The organism is Bradyrhizobium sp. R2.2-H (genome assembly GCF_004346455.1).
Lineage (GTDB): Bacteria > Pseudomonadota > Alphaproteobacteria > Rhizobiales > Xanthobacteraceae > Bradyrhizobium > Bradyrhizobium diversitatis.
The window spans coordinates 450,072-469,625 of sequence record NZ_SMBR01000001.1 but is presented as its reverse complement, the minus strand read 5'-3'; the positions used below and the strand labels follow the sequence as shown (position 1 = coordinate 469,625).

At 64.9% G+C, this 19,554-nt stretch carries 15 protein-coding genes; 5 read left to right on the top strand and 10 right to left on the bottom strand.

The annotated features are described in order from the left end of the window. Nucleotides 1-7: 7 nt before the first annotated feature. Entirely contained in the window at nt 8-706 is a 699-nt protein-coding gene (locus EDE08_RS02265; protein ID WP_131866747.1) for a cysteine hydrolase family protein, read from the bottom strand. A gap of 340 nt (nt 707-1,046) precedes the next feature. Further along, nucleotides 1,047-2,000, bottom strand: a complete 954-nt coding sequence (locus tag EDE08_RS02260) for a hypothetical protein (RefSeq protein ID WP_165935688.1) — start codon at nt 1,998-2,000, stop codon at nt 1,047-1,049. Between the two features lie 165 nt (nt 2,001-2,165). Here EDE08_RS02260 and EDE08_RS02255 point away from each other — a divergent pair, with 165 nt between their 5' ends. Beyond that, the gene (locus tag EDE08_RS02255; protein WP_131866745.1) at nt 2,166-5,642 is read left to right on the top strand and encodes an indolepyruvate ferredoxin oxidoreductase family protein; all 3,477 of its coding nucleotides are present in this window, start codon (nt 2,166-2,168) and stop codon (nt 5,640-5,642) included. Nucleotides 5,643-5,841: 199 nt separating this feature from the next. Here EDE08_RS02255 and EDE08_RS02250 read toward each other — a convergent pair whose 3' ends face one another. The 3 genes from EDE08_RS02250 to EDE08_RS02240 all read right to left on the bottom strand — a co-directional run bounded on the left by EDE08_RS02250 (nt 5,842) and on the right by EDE08_RS02240 (nt 9,221). Next, entirely contained in the window at nt 5,842-6,861 is a 1,020-nt protein-coding gene (locus tag EDE08_RS02250) for a S1C family serine protease (protein WP_131866743.1), read from the bottom strand. Nucleotides 6,862-6,952: 91 nt separating this feature from the next. After that, nucleotides 6,953-7,399, bottom strand: coding sequence for a hypothetical protein (locus EDE08_RS02245; protein WP_131866741.1), 447 nt, complete (start codon nt 7,397-7,399; stop codon nt 6,953-6,955). Nucleotides 7,400-7,622: 223 nt separating this feature from the next. Continuing rightward, nucleotides 7,623-9,221, bottom strand: coding sequence for a GMC family oxidoreductase (locus EDE08_RS02240; RefSeq protein WP_131866739.1), 1,599 nt, complete (start codon nt 9,219-9,221; stop codon nt 7,623-7,625). Nucleotides 9,222-9,422: 201 nt separating this feature from the next. Here EDE08_RS02240 and EDE08_RS02235 point away from each other — a divergent pair, with 201 nt between their 5' ends. Next, nucleotides 9,423-10,211, top strand: a complete 789-nt coding sequence (locus tag EDE08_RS02235; protein ID WP_131866737.1) for a thermonuclease family protein — start codon at nt 9,423-9,425, stop codon at nt 10,209-10,211. Between the two features lie 320 nt (nt 10,212-10,531). Here the strand turns inward: EDE08_RS02235 and cyoD are convergent, their stop codons facing one another. The 4 genes from cyoD to EDE08_RS02215 are packed head-to-tail and all read right to left on the bottom strand — an operon-like array spanning nt 10,532 to nt 14,379. Continuing rightward, a complete protein-coding gene (gene cyoD / locus EDE08_RS02230; RefSeq protein ID WP_028177683.1) occupies nt 10,532-10,918 on the bottom strand; it encodes a cytochrome o ubiquinol oxidase subunit IV in 387 nt (128 codons plus the stop codon). After that, nucleotides 10,915-11,556: a cytochrome (ubi)quinol oxidase subunit III gene (locus EDE08_RS02225; protein WP_131866735.1), complete on the bottom strand. Its 642-nt coding sequence runs from the start codon at nt 11,554-11,556 to the stop codon at nt 10,915-10,917. Before EDE08_RS02225 ends, cyoD begins: the two co-directional genes overlap by 4 nt. Further along, complete coding sequence (gene cyoB, locus EDE08_RS02220; protein WP_131867428.1) at nt 11,556-13,556, bottom strand: cytochrome o ubiquinol oxidase subunit I; 2,001 nt, start codon at nt 13,554-13,556, stop codon at nt 11,556-11,558. The genes EDE08_RS02225 and cyoB overlap by 1 nt, the downstream gene beginning before the upstream one ends. Continuing rightward, nucleotides 13,546-14,379: a cytochrome ubiquinol oxidase subunit II family protein gene (locus EDE08_RS02215; RefSeq protein ID WP_131866733.1), complete on the bottom strand. Its 834-nt coding sequence runs from the start codon at nt 14,377-14,379 to the stop codon at nt 13,546-13,548. The genes cyoB and EDE08_RS02215 overlap by 11 nt, the downstream gene beginning before the upstream one ends. A 256-nt stretch (nt 14,380-14,635) precedes the next feature. Here EDE08_RS02215 and EDE08_RS02205 point away from each other — a divergent pair, with 256 nt between their 5' ends. After that, a complete protein-coding gene (locus tag EDE08_RS02205) occupies nt 14,636-15,436 on the top strand; it encodes an SDR family NAD(P)-dependent oxidoreductase (protein WP_131866729.1) in 801 nt (266 codons plus the stop codon). A gap of 270 nt (nt 15,437-15,706) precedes the next feature. On the opposite strand, the gene EDE08_RS02200 is transcribed toward EDE08_RS02205, so the two are convergent. Beyond that, nucleotides 15,707-17,032, bottom strand: coding sequence for a PQQ-dependent sugar dehydrogenase (locus EDE08_RS02200; RefSeq protein ID WP_502700566.1), 1,326 nt, complete (start codon nt 17,030-17,032; stop codon nt 15,707-15,709). Between the two features lie 239 nt (nt 17,033-17,271). Here EDE08_RS02200 and EDE08_RS02195 point away from each other — a divergent pair, with 239 nt between their 5' ends. Together EDE08_RS02195 and EDE08_RS02190 are read left to right on the top strand one after the other, a co-directional pair. After that, nucleotides 17,272-18,474, top strand: coding sequence for a urate hydroxylase PuuD (locus EDE08_RS02195; RefSeq protein WP_131866725.1), 1,203 nt, complete (start codon nt 17,272-17,274; stop codon nt 18,472-18,474). A 149-nt stretch (nt 18,475-18,623) separates the two neighbouring features. Then, nucleotides 18,624-19,481: a VOC family protein gene (locus tag EDE08_RS02190; RefSeq protein WP_131866723.1), complete on the top strand. Its 858-nt coding sequence runs from the start codon at nt 18,624-18,626 to the stop codon at nt 19,479-19,481. The last annotated feature ends 73 nt before the right edge of the window (nt 19,482-19,554 follow it).

Below are 19,554 nucleotides of genomic sequence, written 5' to 3'. Positions count from 1 at the left end.
CATACCCCTATGTGGTCGAAATCCTCATCGCCTCCAGGACTGCGGCTGAGCTCGCGACCCAGCCGAAGATGCCGCCCTGGGCCTTGATCATCTTCAGGCCCATCTCGTGAAACTCGGGGAAGTAGGATGCGCAGCCGTCGGAGATGACGACGCAGCGATAGCCGCGATCATTGGCCTCGCGCACGGTGGTGTTGACGCACACTTCTGTGGTGACGCCGCACACCAGCAAATTCTCGATGCCGTATTTCCCAAGGACGTCGCCGAGCTCGGTCGCGTAGAACGCCCCCTTGCCCGGCTTGTCGATCACGATTTCGCCGTCGAGCGGATAGAGCTCGGGAATGATGTCGTGGCCGGCCTCGCCGCGAATGAGGATGCGCCCCATCGGACCGGGATCGCCGATGCGAAGGCTCGGCGCGCCGCGCTCGACCTTCGCCGGCGGGGCGTCGGAGAGATCAGGCAGATGCCCCTCGCGGGTGTGGATGACCAGCATGCCGGTGTCGCGCGCCGCCGCCAGCACCGCGCCGATCGGCTTCACCGCGCGTGCAAGCTGGCTGACGTCGTTGCCGAGCGTTTCACCGAAGCCACCGGGCTCCATGAAGTCGCGCTGCATGTCGATGATGAGAAGCGCGGTGGCGGGCCAGTCGACCGTGATCGGCTCGGGCTCGGCGCTGACGACGCCCTTTATCGGCTTGGCTGAGTTCAACATGACGCAGGCCTCGCGAGAACTCTCTTGGCCAGGAGTTCTGCAAGCGCCGTGCCATTGTGTACAATTGCGATTGGAAGGAGATCTTCGAGAAATTATCTGCCCTGTCAAAATGTTACGAGCTTAAGTGCGCGTGTGCTCATTCGCTGCGCGGCGCTTTTACGGCGTGCATTTGCTCAATGCTTAAGCGGTGGCGGGACTTTCACCAGCCGTCATTCCGGGGCGCGACGCAGTCGCGAGCCCGGAATCCATCGGGCCGCAGTACCTGAGGTGAAATGGATTCCGGGCTCGACGCTACGCGTCACCCGGAATGACGACGCAGGTGTGTGGCGACGCCTTGCCCCTACCGCCCCGCCCCATACAGCTGCCGGTACTCGCTCTCATACGGCGCATACGAGTCCTTCAGCGTCGCCATGTTCAGCAGCATGGTCGCCACCATTGCGCCCGCCCTGTCGAACACGCGCGTTTTCACCCAAGCGCTTTCGGTGCGGCGACTGCCGGAGAGCGCGACCACCTCGCGCTCGACTTCGTACTCTTCGCCAACGAAGAGCGGGCCCTTCACGAGGCGGATCTCCTGGTCGGCGAACAGGCCGACAGCCGGGCCCTTGGCCGGCAACGGATCGTCCTTGGAGCGGTACTGGAACAGCACGCTCAGCATCTCCATCGGGATGATGGGCCTGCCCCAGGGACTATCCGCGCTCGAGTAGTAGGGCGAGTTCTCGGTGATGACGGCGAGCTTCTGCCGGAGTGAGAACGGATAGAGGTCGCCCATGTTCTGATCGAAGGCCATGCGTACCGGTTGCCGCTTGCCGGTCTGCGCCACCTTCACATCGCGCAGGATCACGGGATCGGTAAGCGGCTTGAGCTCGCCAAGGCGCGTCTCGAGCGCGGTAGCAACCGGCGCACCGCCGGCCGAGGCCGTACCGCGCAGCACCTCGGTGCCGTCGCGCTTGACCATCTGAATCTGGCACTGGCTCGTGCCGGGCAATGGCTTCGACAGGATCGCCTGCACCTCCTCACCTTCGTAGCAGACGCTGCGATAATGCGCGGACAGGCAGCCTGTCTCGAACCAGCCACGACCCCAGAGCCGTTCGCCGAGCGGTGCGAACTGGCTGAAATGGGTCGGCCCTTCGATGGTGCCGCCCTTGAAGCCGAGCTTCTGGGCGGTCGCGTCGTCGTGGATCGAGGCATGCGCGTCGTAGGTTTGCGTTTGCAGCATCTGGCGCGGCTGGCGCCACGGCCCGATCAGCGCCTCAGCGGTCTCGGCGATCTCAGTGTCGAATGCATTTGCAGCCATGATGTTCTCCACAGGGCAGCCATGACTAGCAGGAGCGCCACGGATGCTGCCAGCGATATTGACTTCACCCACACATACTCTTGACTGTCACAATTCGCGTCGCGCCGCCGCACTCCCCTCCCGCAGCGCAAACTCCACGCCGAACGAAAGACAAGGACGCCCGAAATGACGCTGATGCAGGTCGAGCTGGACGACAAATACCGGCTCGAATCGAAGCGGATCTTTCTGTCCGGCACCCAGGCTCTGGTTCGACTGCCGATGTTGCAGCGCGAACGCGACCGGCTCCAGGGGCTCAACACCGGCGGCTTCATCTCGGGCTATCGCGGTTCCCCGCTCGGCATGTACGACCATGCGTTGTGGCGGGCGAAGGCACACCTCCAGCAGCATGACATCGCCTTCGTTCCCGGCCTGAACGAGGATCTCGCGGCAACCGCGGTGTGGGGCAGCCAGCAGGTCGGCCTGTTTCCTGGCGCCAAGGTCGATGGCGTGTTCGGCATCTGGTACGGCAAGGGCCCCGGTGTCGACCGCTCGGTGGATGCCCTCAAGCATGCCAATGCAGCCGGCACCTCGCTGAACGGCGGCGTGCTCGCGCTTGCCGGCGACGACCACGGCTGTCAGTCCTCGACGCTGGCGCATCAGAGCGAGCAGGTGTTCGCGGCGGCGATGATTCCCGTGATCAATCCCGCGACGCTGCAGGACTATCTCGATCTCGGCCTCTACGGCGTCGCGCTGTCGCGCTTCTCCGGCTGCTGGGTCGGCTTCAAGGCGATCAGCGAGACCGTGGAGAGCTCGGCGTCGATCTACAGCGATCCCGAACGCATCCAGATCAAGCTGCCCGACGATTTCGAGATGCCGCCCGGCGGCCTCAACATCCGCTGGCCCGATCCGCCGCTCGAAGCCGAGAAGCGCCTGTTCGGCCCGAAGATGGCCGCCGTGCAGGCCTTCGCCCGCGCCAACCAGCTCGACCGCATCGTGCTCGATTCCAAGCCGGCGCGGCTCGGCATCGTCGCGACCGGCAAGGCCTATCTCGACCTGCGCCAGGCCCTCGCCGATCTGGGCATTACGGACAAGGACGCGCAGGATCTGGGCTTGCGCATCTACAAGGTCGCGCTGACCTGGCCGCTCGAGGAAAGCGGCGCCAGGCGTTTTGCCGAAGGCCTTCAGGACGTGCTGGTGGTCGAGGAGAAGCGCGGCTTCATCGAAGACCAGCTGATGCGCATCCTCTACAATATCGATGCGTCCAGGCGCCCGACCGTCACGGGCAAGCGCGACGAGCGCGGCGCACCGCTGTTGCCGAGCGAGGGCGAGTTGACGCCGACCATTGTCGCCGGCGCGCTGGTGGCGCGCCTGCGCAAGCTCGGCCATCACAGCCCGGTGCTGGAACAGCGCCTCGCGCGGCTCGAAGCGTTCGACAATCCCGTCACCACCAGCGCGCAGATCAAGCTCGCGCGCACGCCGTTCTTCTGCTCGGGCTGCCCGCACAACACCTCGACGCGCGTGCCGGAGGGCAGCCGCGCCATGGCCGGCATCGGCTGCCACGGCATGGCCCTGAGCATGCCGACCCGCCGCACAGACCTGATCTCGCATATGGGCGCCGAGGGCGTGAACTGGATCGGCCAGTCGCCCTTCACCAGCGAGCAGCACATTTTTCAGAACCTCGGCGACGGCACCTACACACACTCCGGTCTTCTGGCGCTCCGCGCCGCCTCAGCCGCCGGCATCAACATCACCTACAAGATCCTCTACAACGACGCCGTCGCGATGACCGGCGGCCAGCCGGCCGAAGGCGCCTTCAACGTCGCGCAGATCGCCCATCAGGTCTGGGCCGAGGGCGTCAAGCGGCTCGCGATCGTCTCAGACGATCCGAGCAAATACCCGCAAGGCAACTACTTCCCGCAGGGCGCCACGATCCATCATCGCCGCGAGCTCGACGCCGTGCAGCGCGAGCTGCGCGACATCAAGGGCCTCACGGTGATCATCTACGACCAGACCTGCGCTGCGGAAAAGCGCCGCCGTCGCAAGCGCGGGCTCTATCCCGATCCCGCCAAGCGCGCCTTCATCAACGAACTCGTCTGCGAAGGCTGCGGCGACTGCTCGCAGGCCTCGAACTGCGTCTCGGTGCAGCCGCTGGAGACCGAGTTCGGCCGCAAGCGCCAAATCGACCAGTCGAACTGCAACAAGGACTTTTCCTGCGTCGAGGGCTTTTGTCCGAGCTTCGTCACCGTGCATGGCGGCAGCCTCAAGCGCATGAAAACCTCCGCGGTGGACTCCGGCCAATTGTTCGCCGACCTGCCGCTGCCGCCCGTGCGTGAGCTCGACGGTCCCTACAACATCCTCGTCACCGGCATCGGCGGCACCGGCGTCATCACCATCGGCGCGCTGCTCGGCATGGCCGCCCATGTCGACGGCCGCGGCTGCTCGGCGCTGGACTTCACCGGCCTGTCGCAGAAGAACGGCGCGGTGATGAGCCATGTCCGCATCGCGCCGAAGCCGGAGGACATCTCGGCGGTCCGCATAACCCCGGGCGGCGCCGACGTCATCCTCGGCTGCGACATGATCGTCTCGGCCGGTCCAAGTGCGCTGAGCCGCGCCGAACGCGGCGTGACGAAGGCCTATATCAACGCCGATTTGCAGCCGACCGCGAGCTTCGTGCAAAATCCCGATCTCGATTTCGAGATGGGCACGATGCAGACCGTGCTGCGCGACGCCGTCGGCGACAACAACCTCGACATCATCGACGCCACCGGCATTGCTTCGGCGCTGATGGGCGACAGCATCGCGACCAATCCCTTCATGCTCGGCTTCGCCTTCCAGAAGGGCGCGATCCCGCTGTCGCTGGAGGCCCTGCTGCGCGCCATCGAGATCAACGGCGCCGCGATCGAGATGAACAAGCTCGCCTTCACCTGGGGCCGCCTCGCCGCCCATGACATGTCGCGGGTGCGCAGCGTGCTGCAGTTCAAGGCCCGTGCGTCGGCGCCAGCGAAATCGCTCGACGACATCATCGCGACGCGCGCGGAATTCCTGACCTTCTATCAGGACAAGGCCTATGCCGACCGCTACCTCGCAGCCGTCGCCAAGGTGCGCAAGGCGGAGAGCGCGGCTTCGCCGGGGTCAACCGAGCTCACCGAAGCGGTCGTAAAGAACCTGTTCAAGCTGATGTCCTACAAGGACGAATATGAAGTCGCCCGTCTCTACACTGACGGCAGCTTTGCCAGGAAAGTGTCAGAGAAGTTCGACGGCGATTTCACGCTGAAGTACCACCTTGCCCCGCCGATCTTCGCGAAGCGCGACAAGGTGACGGGACATCTGCAGAAGCAGGAGTTCGGCGGCTGGATGATCCAAGCCTTCCGCATTCTCGCCAAGCTCAAGTTCCTGCGCGGCGGCCTGCTCGATCCGTTCGGCCGCACCGAGGAGCGCCGGACCGAGCGGAAGCTGATCGCGGATTATCTGGCGATGATCGATCAGCGGATCGTCGGGCTGCAAGCGGCACAGATCCCGCTGCTGGCGCGGCTTGCGCGCGTGCCGCAGACCATCCGCGGCTTCGGCCATGTCAAGGAAGCCAACATCAAGCTGGCGGCGGCCGAGACGGCGCGGCTGGAAGCAGAGCTCGAGAACAGCCGCTTTGCGGCCGCTGCGGAGTAGCGAAGGACGAACCGCTGTCACCACCGGCATTGTGGAGACGCGCTCGCCACACATTCAGTGTCGTCGCCCGGCTCGACCGGGCGATCCAGTACGCCGAGACGGTTGTGGTTGAATCGATGAGCCGCGGCGTACTGGATGCCCGCCGTCGCGGGCATGACAGCAGTGGAGGCGGTTAGACGGAAATCTCCGTCTGCCCGGTTCAGCGCGCCGGTTTGCGTTCGATCGGATCGATGTCGATCGCCCGCAGGCGGCCGAGCCGCAATACGTCCATGGCGAGCCGCCGGCCGATCCGGTCGCGATCGAGCACGCGGATCAGATCGTCGACGCCGTTGATCTCGACGCCGTCGAGCCTGATCACGACGTCGCCGGGGAGCAGGCCCGCCTTGGCCGCGGGTCCATCCGGCTCGATCTGCATCAAGAGCGCGCCCATCTTGTTCTCGACGCCGGCCAGCACCGCATGCCGCCGCGGGACCGGTGCCGTCTGCCCGGCAACGCCTATATAGGCGCGGCGGACGTAGCCGTGGCGAATGATCTCAGACAGCACGAATTGCGCGGTGTTGCTGGCGACCGCAAAGCAGATCCCTTGCGCGCCGTTGATGATGGCGGTGTTGATGCCGATCACCTCGGCATTCGACGACACCAGCGGGCCACCCGAATTGCCGGGATTGAGCGCGGCATCGGTCTGGATCACGTCCTCGATGGTGCGCCCGCTGACCGAGCGGATCGACCGTCCGAGCGCGGAGACCACGCCGGCGGTCACGGTCGATTCGAAGCCGAGCGGATTGCCGATCGCGATCACGAGCTGGCCGCGCCGCAACGTCTTGGAGTTGCCGAGCGCGGCATAGGGCAAGTGGCGCGCGCCATTGGCGCGCAGCAGGGCAAGATCGGTGTCGGGGTCAACGCCGAGCACCTGGGCGTCGCCGACGTGGCCCTCGACGTCGCGCAGCCGAATCTCCTTGGAGGAGCCGACCACATGGCTGTTGGTGAGCACGAGTCCATCAGGCGAGATCACGATACCCGAGCCGAGCCCGCCGCGCTCGCGGCCGTTCGGCACCTTCGGCCCGGTCTCGACGCGCACGACCGCGGGACCGACGCGGTCGGTCACGTCGATCACGGCATTGGAATAGGCATCCAGCAGGGCCCGGTCGTCGACAGGGGCAGATGTCGTCGTTCGCGATGACGGGGCGTCATCGACGATGTCTGAGGTGAAGTCCAGCATGGCAAGAGTCCTTGAGGCTCACACAGATGGTGGCCTCTGTCCTGCCGCGCAAGGTGCCCGCCTGGAGCGCAGGGCTGGACTGCCCAGATGGCTAGGACGTCCGCCTCAGCGAGCCGCCTCTGGCCTTGACCGGGTCGAGCAGTGACCAGTCGCCGTCGGGAAGCACATGGCCCTTGGGGAATGGCGCGCGGAGCTCGAGCCCCAGCGAACCGAGCACGCGGTCGTCGCGGTAGTAGCATTGCAGGACCACGCGGACGAGCGTTGCGGCGGCGACGCCGCTCTTGCGAAACTCCTGCGCCACCGCATCGCGCCTGGCGGCATCGAGCTCGGCGAGCGGCATGCCGGCGAGCCGCGACAGGTGATCCAGCGCCGTCACGACCTGTTTGGTGTCGCGGCCGAGCGTTGCGATTATGTCGGCCTGGATGATGTCGTCATCGGCGCCTGGAACGCGATATTCCTCGCTCGGAGGAATGATCATCGCGGCGATGGTGCGGAGGTCATCGCGCTGCCGCGGCGTGAGGGTGAGTTGATCAGTCATGGCGTTCCTCGCATCGAAACGTTGCGGCCAAGTTGCCGGTGCGCTCCCTCCCCGCTTGCGGGGGAGTGTTGGGGAGAGGGTATCTCCACAGAGGGATTCCCCAAGAGGAGAGAGCCCTCACCCGGCACGCGGGACGATGCTTCGCATCGCCCGGACGTGCCGACCTCTCCCGCAAGCGGGAGAGGTGCAGGGAGCGCGCGGCTGCGTTTGAATGCAATCATTGTCAATCGAACAAATTGGCGAGGCGCTGCTTCATCTGGTCGGCGATGTACAGCGCGAGGGCCTGGATGGTGGACGTCGGGTTCACGCCGCCCGAGGTGACGAAGATGCTGCCGTCGACGATGAAGAGGTTCTTCACGTCGTGCGCGCGGCCCCATTCGTTGACCACGGAAAGTTCAGGGTCGGTGCCCATCCGCGCGGTGCCGAGCAGATGCCAGCCGCCCCAGGGGATCGGATTGTTGATGCAGATGTCGGTCGCGCCGGCGGTCTCGAGAATCTCGCGGCCGCGCGCCAGCCCGTGCTCCATCATTTTCCGGCTGTTCTCGCTGATCGTATAGTCGACCTTCGGCGCGGGGATGCCGTGACTGTCCTTCAGCACGGGATCGAGCGTGACGCGGTTGTGCTCCTCTGGCAGGTCCTCGCAGATTGCCGACACCGCGAGCCGATGACCGTTGAGCTTACGGAATACGCGATGATGGTCGGCGCCCCATGGCAGAATGCCTTTTTGCTCGCTCGCGACCGCCTCGAACACCGGCCCCGCGCCGCGGCCGAACTGGATGCCGTAGCCGCGCACGAAGCCGCGCGACAGGTCGGTGTCGTAGAACTCCTTGCTCCACAGGCAGGTCGGCGGCGCGCGATTGCTATCGGTCGGCTCCTTCACGAATCCGTAGATCTGCGCATAGGGATGGAACATCAGGTTCTTGCCGACGAGGCCTGACGAATTTGCAAGCCCGTTCGGAAAGCGCCCCGAGGCCGAGTTCAAGAGCAGCCGCGGCGTGCCGACGCCGTTGCAGGCAATGATGACGACATGCGCCGGCTGAAACTGCTCGACGCCGTCCTTGTCGTAGTAGACCACGCCCGAAGCCATGCCGTTCTCGTCGGTGCTGATCTCCCGCACCCGGCAATGGGTGCGCAACTCGACGCCGGCGCGGATCGCGTGGGGCCAATAGGTAATGTCGGTGGACGACTTTGCGCCCTGCGCGCAGGCCGGCGTGCAATGGCCGAGATTGATGCAGCGCGCCCGGCCCTCGTAGTCCATCGTCGCGACCGTGGTGTCCGAGGGCCACCAGTGCCAGCCGAGCTCGTTCATGGCCTTGGCGATGACGGCGCCGGACAGGCCCATCGGCTGTTGCGGCATCGGCGGATGCGTCAGCGGCGAGAGTGGATCGCCTGACAGGCCGGATGTCCCCATCATGCGGTCGTTCTCTTCGAAGAACGGGGTCAGCGCGTCGTAATCGATCGGCCAGTCGTCGGCGACGCCGTCCAGCGTCTTCACCTTGAAATCGGAGGGATGCAGCCGCGGCCAATGCGCGGTGTACATCACCGTCGAGCCGCCGACCGCATTGTAGTTGACGACCTTGATCGGGGAGTTGTCGTCGTTGATCGGGTAGTCCTCGGGCCGGCCGCGGACGTTGGGGCTCGACGACCATTCTCCGTAGAATTTGGCCTCCCAATCCCGGCCGGTGCTGGGATATTCCGCCGGATTCATCCAGCCGCCCTGCTCAAGGCAGAGGATGTGCATCTTGGTCTCGGCCAGCGACCACGCCACCGCCGCGCCTGAAGCGCCGGCGCCGATGATCAGGACGTCCACGGGATCTTTCATCGCAAGCTTTTCCTCCCCCTCGCCGCTTCCCGGGCGATTCGGCCTTTCGCGGCTAGCGAGGCCGGCGAACGATAGGGTCAGAGCGACGGCCTAGTAAAGCCGCGAGGCCGGAATGTCGCGCTTCGCGGGGTGCAGACCATTGGTATCGCCACATCCCGATGCTAGGAACGGGACGCACGAGCCCATCGATAGCGAGACCGTATGTCCTTCCGAAATTACATTGCCAGCGCCCGCGCTTTTGCGCTCATTTCGTTTTTCGCCTTGTCCGGATTTCTGGGCGCCTCCTCCCCTGCCTCGGCGCGGACCGGCGCCGCGACGGCCCGCGACGGCAACTCCATCCAGCTTGGCGACGTGACATATCGGCTGGACGGCGTCGACGCGCCCGAGTTGGACCAGGTCTGCATCGACGATCACGCCGATGCCTGGACCTGCGGCATCGAGGCCCGGGATCAGCTCACGAAGCTGATCAAGGGACGCGTGGTGCGCTGCGACGATGTCGGGCCGGAAAAGAGCTTCGGCAAGCGACACCGCGCGATCTGCACGGCCGAGGGCGACAAGTCGACCCTGAACGAACAGCTGGTCAGGCTCGGCTTTGCCGTCGCCCGGGAGCCGATCAAGGCCAACGTCAAGCCCGCCGCCGCCGAAGCCAAGACAGCCGCCGCCGGGATCTGGAAGGGCTGCTTTGTTGCACCGCAAGATTTTCGCGCCGGCAAGAAGGACGGCACACTCCTGGGCGCCGCCTGCCGGCCCGACCGCGACAAGGAGATTCGCGCCGTGCTGTTCCCGGAGGAACTGACGATGCCGCCCAGCTGCAGCATCAAGGGCAAGCTTGCGGTGCGCGCCCGCGTCACCGGCAATATCGGCATCTATCATTTGCGCGGCTGCCCTAGCTATCCCGCGACCACCAGACCCGACCGCTGGTTCTGCTCGGAGGACGACGCCCAGGCCGCCGGCTTCCGCAAGGCCTATAATTGCCGCCGGTCAAAGTGAACGGGCGGGTTCCGCACCTGTGAGTAGTATTCCGACTACGTATTGATCCGGGATTGAACTTCGTCGGCAGTTGCTGCATTTGTATGCCTACGCGAGCGCCTTGCGCGAGCGTTTCCTTGGCAACAATCCGGCTCCGGCCCGATTGTCTTTGCTCGGGCGTTTCCTCCCTAGACTTGGCCGCTTGTCACGAGCAAGCGGCCGTTCTTTTCTGTGCACCGCTCTGCAAGCCGAGGCGTCGTGCCCGGGACGAGCCATGACGCCGCAGGAACGTCAGCGCTCCGGATGCACCGTGACGCCTTTTTTGCGATCGTTGCGCGTGATCACTGCATCCGCATGATCTGGTCCATCGGCGGCATGTTCGCGTTGAGATGCGCCATGATCCAGACCGTCCCGCCCACCACCAGGAAGACGACCAGCAGCCCGAAGGCGAGCGCCAGCACGTTATTGGTATTGTCGGGCCCCGTGGTGATGTGCAGGAAAAACACGAGATGCACACCCATCTGTGCGATCGCAAGCACGATCAGCGCGACCGGAATCGAGGGCTGCCAGACCAGATCGGTGCCGGCGATGAAGAACGAGGTCGCCGTAAGCAGCAGCGCGAGCACGAGGCCGACCACGTATCCGACGACCCTCGTGCCGACACTATGCTGCTCTTCCTCACCCGGTGCGAGGTCGTGCTTGACCATCCCATGCGTCTGCTCACTCATGGCGCACCTCCGAGCAGGTAGACGACCGAGAACACTGCGACCCAGATGATGTCGAGCGCATGCCAGAACAGCGCAAAACACATCATCCGGCGCAGAATGTCGGCGCGAAAGCCCTTTGCGAACACCTGTGCCATCATGGTGAGGAGCCACAGCACGCCGGCTGAGACATGCAGGCCGTGGCAACCGACCAGGGAGAAGAAGGCGGTCAGGAACGCACTGCGCGACGGACCATAGCCGCGCGCAATGAGATCGGCAAATTCGCGGAACTCGAGCACGAGGAATATGAGCCCGAGCACGCAGGTGACGGTCATGCCGAGATAGAACCACAACCGGTTGCGCACGTCGGCGGCGATGCTGGCCATTCCGCAGGTGAAGCTCGAGAGCAGCAGGCAGACCGTCTCGATCGCGACATTCCTCTGATCGAAGATCTCCGCGCCCTTCGGGCCACCGGCGGTCTGGCCGGACAGCACCGCATAGGCCGCGAAGAAGCAGGAGAACATCACGATGTCGGAGAGCAGGAAGACCCAGAAGCCGTAGGCGGTCACGATCCGCTTCGGCGCAGGCCCGGGATGCTCGATGACGACGCCGATGTGATGGGGATCGGCCCGGGCGTGGTCGGCAGTCGTGGTCATCGCCATCAGACCGCTCCCGCCATGCTGACGAGGTTGCGCCGTTCCTCGATGTTGCTGCGGTCGATGCGGGCGACCTCCTCGGCCGGGATGACGTATTCGTCATGGTCGCGCCAGGCGAACACGACGAAGGTCGCGAACGCGCCGATACCGCCCAGGATCACCATCCACCAGATGTGCCAGATCAGCGCGAAGCCCATGATGGTGGCGAAGAATGCGCAGACGAAGCCGGTCGGCGAATTGCGGGGCATCTCGATGTCCTGGTATTGCGGCTGTTCGTGCGCGAGCGACTGCTGCCGGGCGTGGACCTTCATCTCCCAATAGGCGTCCTCGCCGCGCACATCGGGATTGAAGGCGAAGTTGAATACAGGCGGCGGCGACGAGGTCGCCCATTCCAGCGAACGCCCGTCCCAGGGATCGCCGGTGCGATCGCGCAACGCCTCGCGATTGCGGATGCTGACCACGAGCTGCACGATCTGGCAGATCACGCCGATCGTCAGCACGGCCACGCCGACTGCCGCGACGATCATCCAGGGCCGCCAGGCCGCGACGTCGTAATGCTGCAGGCGACGGGTCATGCCGAGCATGCCGGCGATGTAGAGCGGCATGAAGGTGACGTAGAAGCCGATGAAGGTGAACCAGAATGCGGCCTTGCCCCAGCGCTCGTCGAGGCGGAAACCGAATGCCTTCGGAAACCAGTATTCCAGGCCGGCGAAGGCGCCGAAGAGCACGCCACCGATGATGACGTTGTGGAAATGCGCGACCAGGAACATGCTGTTGTGGAGCATGAAGTCGGCCGGCGGCACCGCGACGAGGACGCCTGTCAATCCGCCGATGATGAAGGTGACCATGAAGCCGACCGACCACAACATCGGCGTCGCGAAACGGATGCGGCCGCCATACATCGTGAACAGCCAGTTGTAGATCTTCACGCCGGTCGGTATCGCAATGATCATGCTGGCGATGCCGAAGATGGCATTGACGTCGGGCCCCGCCCCCATCGTGAAGAAGTGGTGCAGCCAGACCATGAACGAGACGACGCAGATTGCCATGGTCGCCAGCACCATGGAGCGATAGCCGAACAGCGCCTTGCCGGAGAAGGTCGAGACCACCTCCGAGAAGATGCCGAACGCTGGCAGCACCAGGATGTAGACCTCGGGATGGCCCCAGGCCCAGATCAGGTTCATGAACATCATGACGTTGCCGCCGGCCTCGTTGGTGAAGAAGTGGAAGCCAAGGTAACGGTCCAGCAGCAGCATCGCGAGCGTGGCGGTGAGGATCGGAAAGGCCGCGACGATGAGAAGGTTCGAGGCCAGCGTGGTCCAGCAGAACATCGGCATGCGCAGATAGTTCATGCCCTTCGTGCGCAGCTTCAGCACGGTCGTAACGAGATTGATGCCGGCGACCAGCGTCCCGACGCCGGAGATCTGCAACGACCAAGCGTAATAGTCGACGCCGACACCGGGCGAGTAGACCAGCCCCGACAGCGGCGGAAAGGCGAGCCAGCCGGTGCGCGCGAACTCCCCGACCACGAGCGAGACGTTGACCAGCAGCGCCCCGGTCGCGGTCAGCCAGAAGCCGACCGAATTGAGCGTCGGAAATGCGACGTCGCGCACGCCGAGCTGGAGCGGCACGACGAGGTTCATCAGCCCGATCACGAACGGCATCGCCACGAAGAAGATCATGATGGTGCCGTGCGCGGAGAAGATCTGGTTGTAGTGCTCCGGCGGCAGATAGCCCTGCGACTGATAGGCCACCGCCTGCTGGATCCGCATCATGATGGCGTCGCTGCCGCCGCGCAGCAGCATCACCGAGGCGAGCAGGATGTACATGACGCCGATGCGCTTGTGATCGACGCTGGTGATCCATTCGCTCCAGAGATAGGGCAGATGTCCCCTCACCACGACCCACGTCAGGACGCCGAGGATTGCGACCAGCACCACCGCGCCGGCGACGAGCGGAATCGGTTGATCAAGCGGAATGGCCGACCAATCGAGCTTACCGAGCATCATGCCCTCCACTGTGCGACCGGCCTGCTTCGGATGCGAGCTCCGGCCCCGGCCCCGGCGGAATGTGCTGGCTCGCGATCAGGTCGAACAGCCGCGGATCGTCCAGGCGGTAGACAGGTCGGCCCTTCTCGATACCCTGCTGCATCAGTTTCTTGTAGCTGTCCGCATTCAACACCGCGTCCGTCTTCGCGGTATTCGCCACCCATTCCGGAAAGGCGAGCGGCGAGACGACGTTGACGTCGAACATCATGTCGGGGAACCCATCGCCGGAAAAATGCGCGGACAGGCCCTGGAGCTTGCCTTCATTGTCGGCGCGCAGGTTGAGCTTCGTCACCATGCCGTTCATGGTGTAGATCATGCTGCCAAGCTGCGGGATGAAGAACGTATTCATCACGCTCGACGATGTCAGCTGGAAATTCAGCTCGGCACCCGCGGGCACCGTCAACGTGTTGATGGTGGCGATGCGCTGGTCCGGATAGATGAACAGCCATTTCCAGTCGAGCGACACGGCCTGGATCCGCACCGGGCTTCCGGTGCCCGGCACGGGCGCGGCCGGATCGAGCTGGTGCGAACCGATCCAGGCGACACCGCCGAGCAGGATGACCGTGAGTGCAGGGATCGACCACACCACCATTTCCACGCGGCCGGAATAGACGAAGCCAGGCTGGTAGCGCGCTCTCGGGTTCGAGGCGCGAAACCAGAAAGCGAAGCCGAGGATCGCGATGATGGTGGGCACCACGATCACGAGCATGATGAAGACGGAATCGACCAGGATGGTGCTGTTGCCCGCAGCCACGGGCCCTTGCGGATCGAGCAGATTCATCGGCAAGCCACTGGCGGTTGAGAGCCCCCGGGAGCGAGCCTAGCGCGGGAAAGGCTCCGGCAGCAAACGCTGCGTCCTCGGAACAGTTCCTGCACCGCAAGACTCAGTCATGCGCGACAGGCTGGCCGCGACATGCAATTCCATGTGATGTCAATGACATGCACGCAGGAGCCACGCCCTTCTCTCCGGTCGGGGCGATTGCTAATCTGCACGAAAATAAGGGGCGAATGGTGCCCGTGCCGGGGAGTGAACCGAGATGCGGTTGAAGGACAAGGTCGCGATCGTCGTCGGGGCCGGGCAAAGTCCCGGCGAAGGCATGGGCAACGGCCGCGCCACCGCGCTCACCTTCGCGCGCGAAGGCGCGAAGGTCTTGTGCGTCGACCATCATCTGGAGTCGGCGCAGGAAACGGTGGCGATGATCGCCGCGAAACTTGGCACCGCCGCGGCCTTCAAGGCCGACGTGACCAAGGCGGCCGACATCAAGGCGATGGTGGCCGACGCGCAATCGCGCTGGGGCCGGATCGACGTGCTGCACAACAATGTCGGCGTCAGCCTGTCCGGCGGCGACGCCGAGCTGCTGCAACTGACCGAGGAGGCGTTCGACCGCGTCGTCGCCATCAATCTGAAGAGCTGCATACTCGCCGCGAAAGAAGTGATCCCGATCATGCGCGCGCAGAGAGGCGGCGCGATCATCAACATCTCCTCGATGGCCGCGATCACAACGTATCCTTATGTCGCCTACAAGGCGACGAAATCGGCGATGATCGCCTTCACCGAGCAGCTGGCGTATCAGAACGCCGAGTACGGCATCCGCGCCAACGTCATCCTGCCCGGCCTGATGAACACGCCGATGGCCGTCGACACCCGCGCCCGCGAATGGCACAAGACCCGCGCCGAGGTCGAAGCCGAACGCGACAGCAAGGTGCCGCTGCGCAGGAAGATGGGCACCGGATGGGACGTCGCCAACGCCGCGCTGTTCTTGGCGAGCGAGGAGGCGAATTTCATCACGGGTGTGACACTGCCGGTGGACGGCGGCGCAAGCGTGAGGCGGGGGTAGGTCTTACTTCTTCCTCCCCCCGCCTGCGGCAGGGCTATCGCAGATGAGAGCTTTTCCCTGCGGCCATCCTTCGAGACGCCCGCCTTTGGCGGGCCCTCAGGATGAGGACGGAGTGCGCGGCAGCAGTTTCAGCTTGCACCGATGCCACTTAGCCTCATCCTGAGGAGACCGCGAAGCGCGTCGTCTCGAAGGACGAGGCGCGCGCCCAGCTCGCGAGTGATACCATATGCGATTGCCCTGCCCTTGCGGGGAGAGGCGAAGCATGTTCGCTCACCGCGAATGCGTCACCCGCCAGATCGTCCCATTCCCATCCTCCGAGATCAGCAGCGATCCATCCTTCGCCACGGCGACGCCGACCGGACGGCCCCACACCTCAGAGTCGCTCACCACAAACCCCGTGACGAAATCCTCGTATTCGCCGGTCGGCTTGCCGTCCTTCATCTTGATGCGGATCACCTTGTAGCCGGTGCGCTTCGATCTGTTCCAGGAGCCGTGCTCGGCGGCGAAGGCGTCGCCTTGATATTCGCTCGGAAACTGCGCGCCCTGGTAGAAGGTCATGCCGAGCGAGGCCGAATGTGGCTGGATGAGCACGTCGGGCACCGTCACCTTGTCCTTCAGGTCCGGCCGCGCGCCGGCATGGCGCGGGTCTTCATTGCTGCCGACATAGAACCAGGGCCAGCCGTAGAACGCGCCCTCCTTCACGCTGGTCACGTAATCGGGGACGAGGTCGTCGCCGAGGCCGTCGCGCTCGTTGGTCGAGCACCAGGGCAGACCGGTCTGCGGCTGGATTGCGAGGCCGACGCAGTTGCGGAGGCCGGTGGCGTAGATCTTCCGCTCCTTGCCGTCAGGGTTGAAGGCCAGCACGGTGGCGCGCTCGGTCTCGCTCGCCCAGGCCGCGCCGAGCGGTTGCGTTCTCGACCACGCCTCCATTCCGCCCGGCGGCGTGCCCATGCCTTCGGCGACGTTGCTGAGCGAACCGACCGAGATCAGCATGCGCTTGTTGTCGAGCGTGAAGGCGATGTCGCGCGTGGAATGGCCGCCGTCATGCGGCAGGCTTGCCACGATCGTCTCCGCCTTGCCGCGCGCCTTGAGATCGCCGGCCTGATAGGGAAAGCGGACGACACTGTCGGTGTTGGCGATATAGACCCATTGCGGATTGTCGCCGTTCGGAAAGAAGGCAATGCCGAACGGCTGCCGCAGTCCGCTGGCGAATACCTCGTTGGTCGCGACCTTGCCGCCCTCCCCCGCGCGCAACACGCGGATGTTACCGGCCCGTGTCTCCGCGACGAAGACGTCGCCGTTCGGGGCCACGCGTATGATGCGCGGCGCGCGCAGGCCTTCGGCGAACAGCTCGATCTTGAAGCCGGCCGGCACCTGGAGCGAGGCTTCTTGCGGACGTGGGACTACGCGCGCGGAACTCGCAACCGAGCGCGTGGCGCCGGGCCTGACCAGATCCTGCGGCTGGATCAACCTGACGGTGCCGGGCTTGTCGGCCCGCCAGTCGCCATAGGCGTCCTTGCCCTGCAACACCGGCTCGGCCTGCGCGCCGGCCGCAACCGCGACCAGCAGCCCCGCGGATATTACCACGAACGACATCCTGTTCTTCACGTCGTCTTCCTCCCCACCTGTACGTACCGGGCGTCAACGCCGTTCATCGGCAAACGTTCTGCGGCAGGTCAAACGCCCGCCGCATTCGACGTCAGCTCATGCCCGCACGATGTGCATCAGGTGCACCCACCGTACTGGAAAATACCGCAGATAGATGCGACACATTGTAAGGGTGCGGTTGCAGCCATGAAAGCTGCGACATCGCCGTCGCGACTGATGGGAAGATCATGTGGGGATCCGTGATATCGGAATGGGCGAGCCTCCTGCTGCGCTGGCTGCACGTCGTGGCGGCGATCGCCTGGATCGGAAGTTCCTTCTATTTCATCGCCCTCGACCTCAGCCTCAGGTCCAGGAGCAACCTGACAGGCGATCTGCCCGATGGCGTGCAGGGCGAGGCCTGGCAAGTTCATGGCGGCGGCTTCTACCGGATCATGAAGTATCTGGTGGCCCCAAGCCGGATGCCGGACGAGCTGACCTGGTTCAAATGGGAAGCTTACACCACCTGGCTGTCCGGCTTCGCGCTGATGGTGGTGGTGTATTATCTCGAGGCCGACCTGTTCCTGGTCGACAAGGCGATCCTCGACATCACGCCCTTCCAGGCCGGGCTGTTCAGCTTCTGCAGCCTCGCGCTGGCGTGGCTGCTTTATGAAGCCGCCTGTCGCAGCGGGCTTGCGCAGCACGAATTGCCCTTCGCCATCGGCGGCTATCTGTTCTTGGTCGCGCTGACCTACGCCTTCACCCACGTGCTGAGCGGCCGCGGCGCCTTCAACCAGATCGGGGCGATCATCGGCACGATCATGGTCGCCAACGTCTTCGCGCTGATCATCCCGAACCAGAAGAAGATCGTGGCCAGCCTGATCGCAGGCGAGGCGCCCGATCCGAAGCTCGGCAAGGCGAGCAAGGAGCGTTCGGTCCACAACAACTATCTGACGCTCCCCGTCGTCGTGCTGATGATCAGTAACCACTATCCCCTGCTCTACGCCACGCGCTTCAACTGGATCATCGTCGCGATCATTCTGGCGCTCGGCCCGGTGATCCGCCACTTCTTCAACGAGCGACACGCGGGGCGCAAATCGCCGTGGTGGGCGTGGGGCGTGGCGGCAGTCGGCGTGGTCGCGATCTTGTTCCTCTCCGCGGCCGGCCCGCGCGATGTCAAGACAAGCACGCTGCCGGCGCAGCCGACGCTCGCCAATGTCGAGGAGATCGTGATGACCCGCTGCAGCATGTGCCACGCAGCCGAACCGGTCTGGGCCGGCATCGTGACCGCCCCGAAGGGCATCCTGCTCGACGCGCCCGAGCACATCCATCGCAACATCCGCCTGATCGGCCGTGTCGCGGCCTGGTCGAACGCGATGCCGCCGGGCAACATCACCGAGATGACCAGCGAGGAGCGCGCCGTCCTCGCCGCCTATATCGCGCAGGCGCGCTGACGCGCCGTCTTGCGCGGCCAGACCATTCGGCGGAATGAATTTCCGCTTCCCCTGCTGAAATGAAAATGACTTGACCGCCTAACCAGCGTAGACAGGACCATGGCCGCCGACGCGCGGCGCAAGATCAGTTGGCAATCGGGGAAAGAACAGTGGCCCTCAAGAACGTCATCGGTATCGACCACGCCGTGGTCATGGTGAAGGACCTCGACAAGGCCGCCGAGACCTACCGGCAACTCGGCTTCACGGTGTCGCCGCGCGGCACCCACAGCGCGCATATGGGCACCGGCAACTACACCATCATGTTCGACCCTGATTATATGGAGCTGCTCGGCGTGCTCGCCGCGACCGAGCAGAACGCGCCGGCGCGCGCGTTCCTCGACAGGCAGGGAGAGGGCATCGAGCGCATCGCGTTCACTGCAGTCGATTCCGCCGCCGGCGCGGAGGAGATCCGCGCGCGGGGCCTGGCGCCGATCGGCCCGACCGATTTCGAGCGGCCGGTGACGCTGCCTGACGGCACGATCTCGGCGGCGAAATTCCGCACCTTCATGTGGCCGACCGCGGAAGCGCCCGGCGGCGTGCGCATCTTCGCATGCCAGCACAAGACGCGCGAGACCGTGTGGATTCCCGAACTGATGCAGCACGCCAATGCGGCGAGGCGGATCAAGCAGGCGCTGATCGCAACGCCCGAGCCGGCGCAGGAAGCCGCGCATCTCGGCCGGCTCATCGACCGCGCGCCGAAAACTGAGGCGGACGGCGCGGTCACAGTACCTTCCGGCGGCGATCGCGCCGACTTCGTCTATCTGACGCTGGACCAGCTCGGCAAACGCTATCCCGGCGTGCCGCTGACCGGTCTCTCCGAGCGCGGCGGTGCAGCGCTGGTGCTGTTCAGCGGCGATCTCGCGGCAACCGCGAAGGCGCTGGGTTCAGCCGCCGTCCGAAGCGGCGATGCGATCTGCGTGCCGCCGGCCAAGGCCAACGGCACCCTGCTCGCCTTCGTTGCCGGCTGATTTGAACTAATTCTTTAACGGGTGTTTACCCCGGCGGCGCTAGGATTCCCGGCAATCCAAGTCGCCGGGACCA